Annotated in this window: 4 protein-coding genes; all 4 read right to left on the bottom strand. The window is 45.5% G+C overall.

Annotated features, from left to right (window positions below; all coding sequences use genetic code 11):
• Positions 1-133 precede the first annotated feature (133 nt).
• Positions 134-538 (bottom strand): four helix bundle protein, encoded by a 405-nt coding sequence (locus JGK07_RS11285; RefSeq protein WP_293183875.1) that lies wholly within the window; start codon positions 536-538, stop codon positions 134-136.
• A gap of 73 nt (positions 539-611) precedes the next feature.
• Positions 612-3,626, bottom strand: coding sequence for a peptidase domain-containing ABC transporter (locus JGK07_RS11280; protein ID WP_293191404.1), 3,015 nt, complete (start codon positions 3,624-3,626; stop codon positions 612-614).
• A 610-nt stretch (positions 3,627-4,236) separates the two neighbouring features.
• A complete protein-coding gene (locus tag JGK07_RS11275; protein ID WP_293183871.1) occupies positions 4,237-4,986 on the bottom strand; it encodes a peptidylprolyl isomerase in 750 nt (249 codons plus the stop codon).
• Positions 4,987-5,112: 126 nt separating this feature from the next.
• Positions 5,113-9,036: a glycosyltransferase gene (locus JGK07_RS11270; RefSeq protein ID WP_293191402.1), complete on the bottom strand. Its 3,924-nt coding sequence runs from the start codon at positions 9,034-9,036 to the stop codon at positions 5,113-5,115.
• Positions 9,037-9,292 lie beyond the last annotated feature (256 nt).

The following is a 9,292-nucleotide window of genomic DNA, read 5'->3' as shown; positions in this document are numbered from 1 at the left end:
GAATTGGGAATTGGGAATTGGGAATTGGGAATTGGGAATTGGGAATTGGGAATTGGGAATTGGGAATTGGGAATTGGGAATTGGGAATTGGGAATTGGTAATGGGAATTGGTAATGGGAATTGGGAGTTTTTTTTATTTACGATCGATATCAGATATTTTATCAATCATTTTTTCTTGCTTACCACCTATTGAGTTTAGATAAGCATTTAGCTTTGGCGACAAGTCATCAATTATTGGTTGGAATTTATTTACCTGTTCTATTCCCAACAATTTTCTAGCATATGCCAGTCTCAACAAACTGATTGTTTCATACAAAGAGCCTCTGGCAATCTTCACAAAACGCCGATTGTCTTGATAATTATACCTGCCCCGTCCTTCTGCAATATTAGCACAAACACTATCGGCTGCACGTACAAGTTGTTTCCCCATAGTATCTTTCGTAAAAAAGTCCCACTCTTTGACAATAAACCAAACCTGATTTGCTAGTTTTTCAGCCAACTTGTAAACATCCAAATCTTCAAAATCCGGTCTACTCATATCCCAACCCTCTATTACCTATTACCCATTACCTATTACCTATTACCTATTACCTATTCCCCATTCCCCATGATTATGTGTTCGATGACTCTTGTTGTTGGAATAGGCAGTAGTAACGCCCTTTCAGAGCCATTAATTCTTTATGAGTTCCGCGCTCGACTACAGAACCTTGATCCATCATAATTATTATGTCGGCGTTTTGGATTGTAGTCAGGCGGTGAGTAATGAAAAACACCGTGCGGCCGGCGAAAGATTCTGCTAAGTTGTTGCAAACTTGGCGTTCGGAATGGTAGTCCAAGGCGCTTGTAGCTTCGTCCAAAATCAGCAGTTTCGGGTTTTGCAAAATCGTCCGGGCGATCGCCAAACGCTGCCGTTGACCCCCAGAAAGCGACGCACCACGTTCTCCCACCACCGTATTGTAACCAGCGGGCAAGCCCATGATAAAATCGTGAGCTACAGCTAATTTCGCAGCTCGTACAATCTCATCCGTACTCGCATCGGGATTGCTCAGAGCAATATTTTCTTGGACAGTACAGTTAAACAGCAAAGTATCTTGCAGTACCACGCCAAGCTGACTGCGGAGCGAATATAATTCCACCTTGGCAATGTCATAGCCGTCAATAAAAATCCGGCCCGAAAGCGGGGCATAAAGACGCTGCAACAGCTTCATCGCCGTACTCTTACCGGAACCGCTTCCCCCCACAATTCCCACAAAACTGCCCTGGGGAAATTCCAAGTTCACATTCGCCAATTGCAGCGCGCCGCTCTCTAGGAATCGGAAGGAAACCTCTTCATAGGTAACCTGCCCTTGAATTGCCGGCAGCGGGATATTGCTCCGGTCTTCCTCGCTGGTTTCCGTGGGTTTGTCGATGATATCCTTGAGCATATCGATCGACATCGAGACCTCTTGGAAACTCTGCCACACGCTCACAAACCTGAGGAGCGAACCAGTCACGTTACCGGAAATAATTCGGAAAGCAATCAACTGACCCAAAGTAATGTCATTGCTCAGTACCAAATAAGCTCCCACCCACAACTGAGCCAAGTTACCCACTTGGTTTAAAAAACCACTAATCGTACCTGCCGTAGTCCCGGTCAGAATTGTTTTAAAACTGGCTGTAATATATTTTGCGTAACGGCTAGACCACTCCCAGCGGGATTTCAATTCAATATTTTGAGCCTTAACAGTTTGAATTCCGCTGACTACTTCCACTAGATAGGATTGAGAGTCAGCAAAACGCATATTTCTTTGTTTGATCAGGCGCAGCACCAGCGGATTGATCAGAACAATCATCAGCGCTAGTACCGGGACAACTGCCAAAGATACGAAGGTTAGTTTCACACTGTAGGAGAGCATCACGGCGACGTAAACCACCGAAAATACTGCATCGAGAACCACTGTCAGAGCGGTACCTGTCATGAATTCCCGAATCTGGCCCATCATGCTGAATTTGTAGACCAGATCTCCGACGCGCCGGTTGTCAAAATAACTCTGGGGCAGCCGGAGCAAGTGGTCGATTACCTCCGCACTCAATTTGACATCAATGCGGTTGGAAGTATCTACAAATAAGAAGGTACGCAAACCGTTGAGGAGTCCTTCAAATAGGGCAACACCTAACAGAAACGCACCCAAAATATCCAAGGTGTCGATGCTGCGCTGACCTAATACTTTATCAATAATTACTTGGCTGATTAAAGGGTTGGCAAGACCAAATAGTTGCACAAAAAACGAGGCGAGCAATACCTCAATAAATACTGTTTTGTGTTCCATCAGCGCCGGCACAAACCACCAGAAGCTGAACTGCTCTTTTTGTTCGACTTGCGGCTCTTGCAGCAGCAGGACTTCTCCCTGTTCTCCCCAGTCTTCTCTAAACTGAGGTACCCGCATCCGCATCAGCCCCTTTTCTGGGCTGGCTAGTACCAATTCTTGCTCGGTGATGCTGTAAACAATGGCAAAGCTATCTAGGAATTTAATCATGACCGGAGCTTTGATCCGGTTGATCGCATCTGCTGGCACTTGCGCCAATTGAGGGGTCAGGCCGATGCTTTGGGCGATCGCCCCACAGGCTTGCAGATTGATAACACCAGCGGTTTTTAACTGATTTTCTAGAACTTTGCGGATGATATCCCGACGAAATTTGATACCAAAATACTTGCTCAACATTTGGAAGCAAGCTAGCGGGGCATCTATTTGCCCTTTGGCGGGGAAAACTGGATATTTCCCCGCATCCTTTGGTGCGTCGATTTTGGATTCTGGGGGACGAGGTGGGGCGATGGGTACATCATCAAAAATGATGCCTCGCTTTTTCCCTAAGCCTCCTGTTCCTGTGTCTGTCTCGCCAGTTAAGGGATCTTCTAGCTCTGATGGTGATGCTGAGGGTTGCCGGAAGCCTACCAAGCGGGCACCGGCGCTGCCTTCTACTTTTAAGGATTTGGCTGCCTTTTCAACAGAGAAGCGGCTGCCGGTGGGAAACTCGCCCAAGACGCCGCTGCTGACTAGCCAAATTCGATCGGCATCTAGTTCGTTAGCGAGGTCTTGAGTTTTTTTGTTACCCTTTGGGACGTTGACAACTGTCGCGTCTTCCCAAGCTTGCCGAGTTAGTTCCTTGAGATCCGAAGTGCCGTCGGCTTGGCGCTGCAATTCCAGGCTCAACAGTTCAAACACTTCGCTCAAGGAAGAGTGAGCGTGAAAAGCTTCTCCAAATGTCGGCTGTTTTTCCAGTACACTCAGGAAATCTTCAGCAGGTAGGACGATCGCGATTACATCTGTAGAGGCGATCGCAGTTTCGCAGGGAACTCCCCTGAGCAAACCCGCCCAGCCGAGAATTTCCTGCGACTGCACCAACCGCAAACTGACGTGGCGTTGCGATCGCTGGTCAAAGCCCAGCAGCCGGGCCTGACCTTGATAGATAATTGCCACCTGAGTCGGCATTTTTTCGCGTTCAAACAGGGGTTGCCCCGTCCGGTAGCCCAGGAGTTGGCATTTAGCCACCAAGGCTGTTAGATCCGTCTCTGACAGTCGGTCAAAGGGAGGTGTTTGAGCTAAGAAATCCTGAATTTGGGTGAGGGAAACAGCGGAAGAAGTCATCCAATTTTCGATTTTTGATTTTTGATTTTTGATTGAAGAATTGAGCCTACAGCCTTTACCGTTCAATTACAGACGCGGATGAGAGGGGCTGTAGCGGGCATAAGTCATCCAATTTTCGATTTTTGATTGAAGAATTGAATCCACACATCAATCCAGAGTGTTTTTGTGACGATGCCAAGGTTTTTAAAGTCTCCAAGGATAAATCCGGGGGCCGATCGCCAAATTAGTTTCGGTCATCGGAAAATGTGCGTGGAAACCCCGTCCTTGTACAACTGCTCTATATTTGATACAATTTTAGTGGTCAACGACCCACCCGCGACGATGGAGACATAAACCCTAACACCAAAGTTTGCGAACAATCGCAACGGGGCAGAAAAATCGGTAGACCGGGAAAAGAGGACGGGGCAATGGTAAACATCCCTAGAATCAAAACAGTCAATCAGAATTCCTTTTGGGTTTTCGACACATAAAAACCGCTGGACTAGCGGGGTTAGTCTGGGGAGCGAACATAAGACCATAAAACTCCTTGTGGGTAGAGGCAGTTGCATTGAAGCAGAAACTCAAATCGTGAGGTTTGGGAATCCCCACGCCTTCAGGCGGGGGGAGGATGTCAAGATATTGAAGAGACGGAAGAGAGCGGCTGTAGCGGGCCTATTTGCGATATTTGTTCGGCGAGCCAGCTTTCAAAGAGTTCGTTAATCAGGTGCAGCCGCATCGATTCGTCGAGCTGGGCCGGCATGAACTTTTCTAGTCGAATAATTACCATCCATTCTGCCAGAGGACGCGGCGTCCAGAGTTGATTTGGCTGGCTGACTGATAAAAGTTTACTGATTGCCGGGTGAGGCTGACTGAGGGGTACTGGACCCAACAGGCCGCCAGACTTGGATTCGGGGCCTTCGGAGAAGTCGCGAGCTACTTCAGCAAAGGTTTGTTCCCCTTCGAGGATGCGGAAGTAAAGTTCGTTTGCCAGTGCTGGATTTTTGGTGCGTACCAGGGAATAGACTACGTGGTCTAGACTGGCTTTGCGGGTTAAAAAATAATTATCTACTTTAGGTCTCCAAGTCTCTTGCTTAAATTTTTCGATCAGCAAGGGCCTGACGGCCATCTCTTGAAGTTCTTCTTCTGTCATATTTTGACTCCGCAGCCAAGCTTCTCTGGCGTCGGGGGCTGTCAGTTGGTGCTGTACCAGAAAGTTCTCGACGGCGGATTTGCGTTCTTCGTCGCTGCAACTAAAGGATGCGATCGCTTGGTCGATGATTACACCCCGCAAGAATTGGGGCATCAACTGGTAACGCTTCAGGAGCGATGGCATATCCTGAGCTTGCAGTAATTTATCGCCTATTTGAAAAAGTCCTGTCATTTTTTAATCTCCAACTGACTTGCGCTTCCCCTTTTAATTTAGCTGTGGCAGGAAAAGAGCGACAACCACTAACCCCTCAATCTCCCGATGATAGCAGAGCGTTAAGAAACCTAGCGCTATAGCTGTCTATTTCTTGACGCTTTGCATCCAGACGGGGTTCCTTTCAAATAGTTTGCCTATTTGATGGGAGTAAGCGCGACTGTCGAGAATTTTGGGATTTGCCGCCATTGTTTGCTGGATTCGATCCCGATAGCGCCGGCGCAGTTCTGGGTTTGTTCCCAGTGCTGTACTCAGTTCTATATAAGAGTTCTCGCTATGTGCTACCAGTTCCGGAAGTTGTAGTTCTTCGAGGACTGCTGCAAATTGTCCCGATCGAGTTTTTTGCCCTTTTCTTGCCACTACAGGCAACCCGGCCAACAGCGGTTCAGCAAAGGGGCCGGCATCGCTGTATGGATAGGAGTCTAAATATATATCAGCCAATTCCAGACATTTTATGCAATCTGCACGATTTGATAGCGCTCGTATCACAACTACCCGCTTTTTGTCAATTCCAAATTCCCCGAAAGTCGATCGAATTTGGTGGTAAAAAGGCACCGTCGGATAGTTTTCGGTGCGCGATCGAAAGGGATACAAAACTAAAATAGAATTCGGTACACCCGCAATAATTTTTGCCCAAGTTTCTCGCAATTCTGGGATAATTGTCCGAGCCCGAGCACAGGACATGAACACTACAGATTCATCGGTGGCTCCCCAACTGCTGCGAGTCGGTTCAACGGTGGCAGGGGCTAACTCTACAGGATAGCTGAAACAAACTCCCGACCCTTCTAAAGTAATTAATTTTTCGCGATACTCTGGTGCATCTGCCGGCAAAGTCAAATCTCCGACAATCAAACAATCGATATTGCGGGCTGCGGTAGTGGCGGGAGTGGATGCAGCGGTAGCAATTTGCACCCGCGCCAGTCGGTGCAAGCACAGCAGCGCGCTGGGCCCGGAAGTGTCGGCGATATTGGTGCTAATTAGCAGAATATCTAAATCGTGCGATCGAATTTCCTGCACTTGCTGCGGCAAATCTTCCGAAAGTTGGACTAGCTTGTCGGCGCAACTTTCGCAATATTTCCCCAGTTGCTCATCTTGTACCTGGAAATGATACACGATAACTTCAAATTTGTCTCTGTCTAAATATTCAAAACCTGAAAGAGCAGCAAAAGTCTCAAATTCAGCACTAATTTTGTAGAGCAAAAAGCCGACTCTAACTTTAGTTCGTCGAGGTGATCTATCAGCAAAATTCCAGTCTATTTTAGAGCCAATATTTTTGAAGTGAAATTCCAGAATATCAGCTCGCTGGCTCAAGACATTGACCAGATTTTTGTCACTTAAATACAAAGCTTTGAAGCTAACACTTTGTGCCACAAAAGCCGCCAAATAACGCCAAACTTCCGAATCTGGAAAACTGGCGATATTAGCAGACACGTACTCGATTAGCTGCTGGAAATATTGAGAATATCTTTCAACCTCTCCCGTTTGTTGAAAGCAAGCCGGAGACTGAAATAGGAAATTCAAAAAATCGTCAAAAAACCACTGGGGAATTGCTGCATTTTTATACTCTAGCGGCAACTGATAAGCATCGCAGTACAGCATCGCTGCCAGAGAATATTGAATCTTATCAGCAACTTCCCCTGCTTCAGCAAGTTTAGAAGATAACTGCTGGACAAAACTTTGTTCCGACTCCGTTAAACTTTCATATTTGAGGCTGCTATCTAGGAGCAATTTATGAGCTTTCCCTGCTGCTTGCGAGTAAGCAGTTTCTAATGTTTCGGCGGTCAAATTCAGCCAATACTCAGCTAGCTGTTGGCGGTATTGGCGCATTTTTGCCAGAATAGACTGGTTTGATGGCAATTTTTTGTATTTTTCAACCAGTGCTGACAAGTCAGATATATTAGGCTGGGTTCTAGATACCAACTTTTGCCGGATTGTCTGTTTAATTTGTTGATTTAGGAAACTGTAATCAGGACTATTTAGGAGTTTCTTGTAAAATCTGACGACATCTTTATGATTTTCCCCAGCAGCGAAGTTTTTCCAGGTTTGTTGTTCGGGATGAATCCGCAGTGACGAAAGTTTTTCGTCTACAAACCCGACGTGATAGTTTCCCATGATCCGCCACCACATATCTAAGTCTACATACTGAGATAATCCTGAATCAAACAATCCTATTTCGCCAAAAACTCGGGCGGCAATTAATACGGTACTCGGTTCGCCAATTTTGTTGATGGGGTTGTTCAAGCAGTTAGCATCTGCTAGCAAGTCTTTTCCGGGCTGAATAGATTTTAAATTCGACCAACTTTTGTGCAAATCTTTGATTGATTGGGAAGCTTTCCGCAAAATTGGGTGAGATTCATCTTCAGCGATGGTGATGCCGCGCGGGGAGAAAACCATACCTATGTCTGGGTTTTGTTGGGCGGTGGCGACCATTTTGGCGATACATTCTGGTGCCAGCAAGTCGTCTTGAAACAGAAATTTGATGTATTCACCTTTGGCTTGCTGGATGCAGAAGTTCCAGTTTTGCGATAAGCCGTAGTTGCGGTGCAGGATGATGCGGAAGTCGGCGGATGTTTGCGATTGGAAGGATTGGGCGATCGCAATTGTGCGGTCTGTGGAGCCGTCGTCGGATACAATTAGTTCTATGTTGCGGTAAGTTTGGGCGATCGCGCTTTTGATTGTTTCCTCAATAAATGCCTCTCCGTTGTACGTCGGAATGCAAATGCTTACCAAAGGCTGCCAGCTTCGCAGTTCTACTTTTGATTGAATTTGTGGGTTTGACTCTCGGAATTCAGCTTGGGGATGAGATTGCTTCGTTCCTCGCAATGACAAGGAATTTTGATTGAATTGGGCCCAAATTTTTGCAGGCTCTGCTTTGACCATTCGTGACAGAGGCAAATTTTGAAAATTATCGGTAATCTCGGCAATATATTCGAGACGTTTTCTAATTTTACTCCCTGTAACTTGCGGGTTGAGTAAAGTCTGAATTTCCGCAGCAGCTACCACTCCAATTTTTTGAGATTCTTGGTAATTATTAAAAACATAGCCCATTAAATCAGCAGCGTGTCCGACATCCGGTTCGGCCCAAACATTGCCTTTTTTATAAGGCCCGCAATCTTCCTCGATTGGGACTAACTTATACTTAACTAAAAAGCTATTCCCAACATTCATAAATTCTGTATTTGATGAATAACCGGTGGCAATTACAGGCTTACCATAAAACATCGCTTCAGCCATTGTCAAGCCGAATCCTTCGCAGCGGTGCAGCGACACGTAACAATCGCAACTGTAAAGCAAACCGTTGATTTCATCTTTGGATAAATACCCGTCTTGATGTCTGATATTTGCAGAATCATCTATGGCAAAATTCAACAATTCTAAATCTTTGAGATTTTTGTCGGAGTTGGAAGATTTGATCAGCAATAATACGCGGTCATCTTCACCAAAAGCTGTTTTAAATGCTTGGATGACTGCCAAAGGATTTTTGCGTTCGATGCGGCTACAAAAGTCGAAGACAAACAGAAAAATAAATTTATATTTAGGTAAATGCAGTTCTTCCCTGCTGAGGGAAGGTGCAGGTAAAAAAATACTGGGCATGATTTTGATGACTGGAATTGGCGAAGCTTGAGAAATTGCTTCAGCACAAGAATTGCTGTAAGTCCAGATTTCGTGAAAGTGATTAAATGCTGGCTGCCATTCGCAGGGAAATGCGGGAAGTTCCCAGGCCCAAAAGCCGATATTGTATTTATTTTCAAAATAGCTGGAACCTCTATCTTTGATAAAAGTTTCAACTTCATCAGCGTTGACTTGAATTAGATTTACCGGATGGGGATTGTCTGGGCTAAAGTTTTGATATGTGGTGTCTTTTTTGCGGTGGGGACTGCGGGTAAAATTGTTGATAGCCAAGGTAATTCCGGCGGCTTCTGCGGCTCTGATGTTGGCTCTTACTCCTTCTCCTATTCCAAATTCGCCGTTGATGTAGCCGGCGATGTTAAGTCCTAAATTATAGTTCATAGTTTTTAATGTATTGAGCAAATTGTTGTGTTATTTTTAGCAAACAAGCTAAATTAATTGAGCGTGTTAGACAAGATTGCAAAAATCGGAAAATATCATGAAATCATCGGCGTTTATCTGTGTTTATCTGCCTGACATCTGCGGTTGAAGGATCGATCAAAGACTTATGCAAGAGGTATATTGATTCTGACAAAGGAGATAGGGGGTTGAGAGTAGATTATGATTTTGTTCAAAATTTGCTAATATATAGGAGGAA

The organism is Microcoleus sp. PH2017_24_DOB_U_A (genome assembly GCF_020738205.1).
Taxonomy (GTDB): Bacteria; Cyanobacteriota; Cyanobacteriia; order Cyanobacteriales; family Microcoleaceae; genus Microcoleus.
This window is presented reverse-complemented; position numbering and strand designations above follow the sequence as displayed.

Excerpts from the sequence above, each read along its gene's own strand:
- JGK07_RS11285 (WP_293183875.1), bottom strand. The coding sequence starts at position 538 with ATGAGTAGACCGGATTTTGAAGATTTGGATGTTTACAAGTTGGCTGAA.
- JGK07_RS11280 (WP_293191404.1), bottom strand. The coding sequence starts at position 3,626 with ATGACTTCTTCCGCTGTTTCCCTCACCCAAATTCAGGATTTCTTAGCT.
- JGK07_RS11275 (WP_293183871.1), bottom strand. The coding sequence starts at position 4,986 with ATGACAGGACTTTTTCAAATAGGCGATAAATTACTGCAAGCTCAGGAT.
- JGK07_RS11270 (WP_293191402.1), bottom strand. The coding sequence starts at position 9,036 with ATGAACTATAATTTAGGACTTAACATCGCCGGCTACATCAACGGCGAA.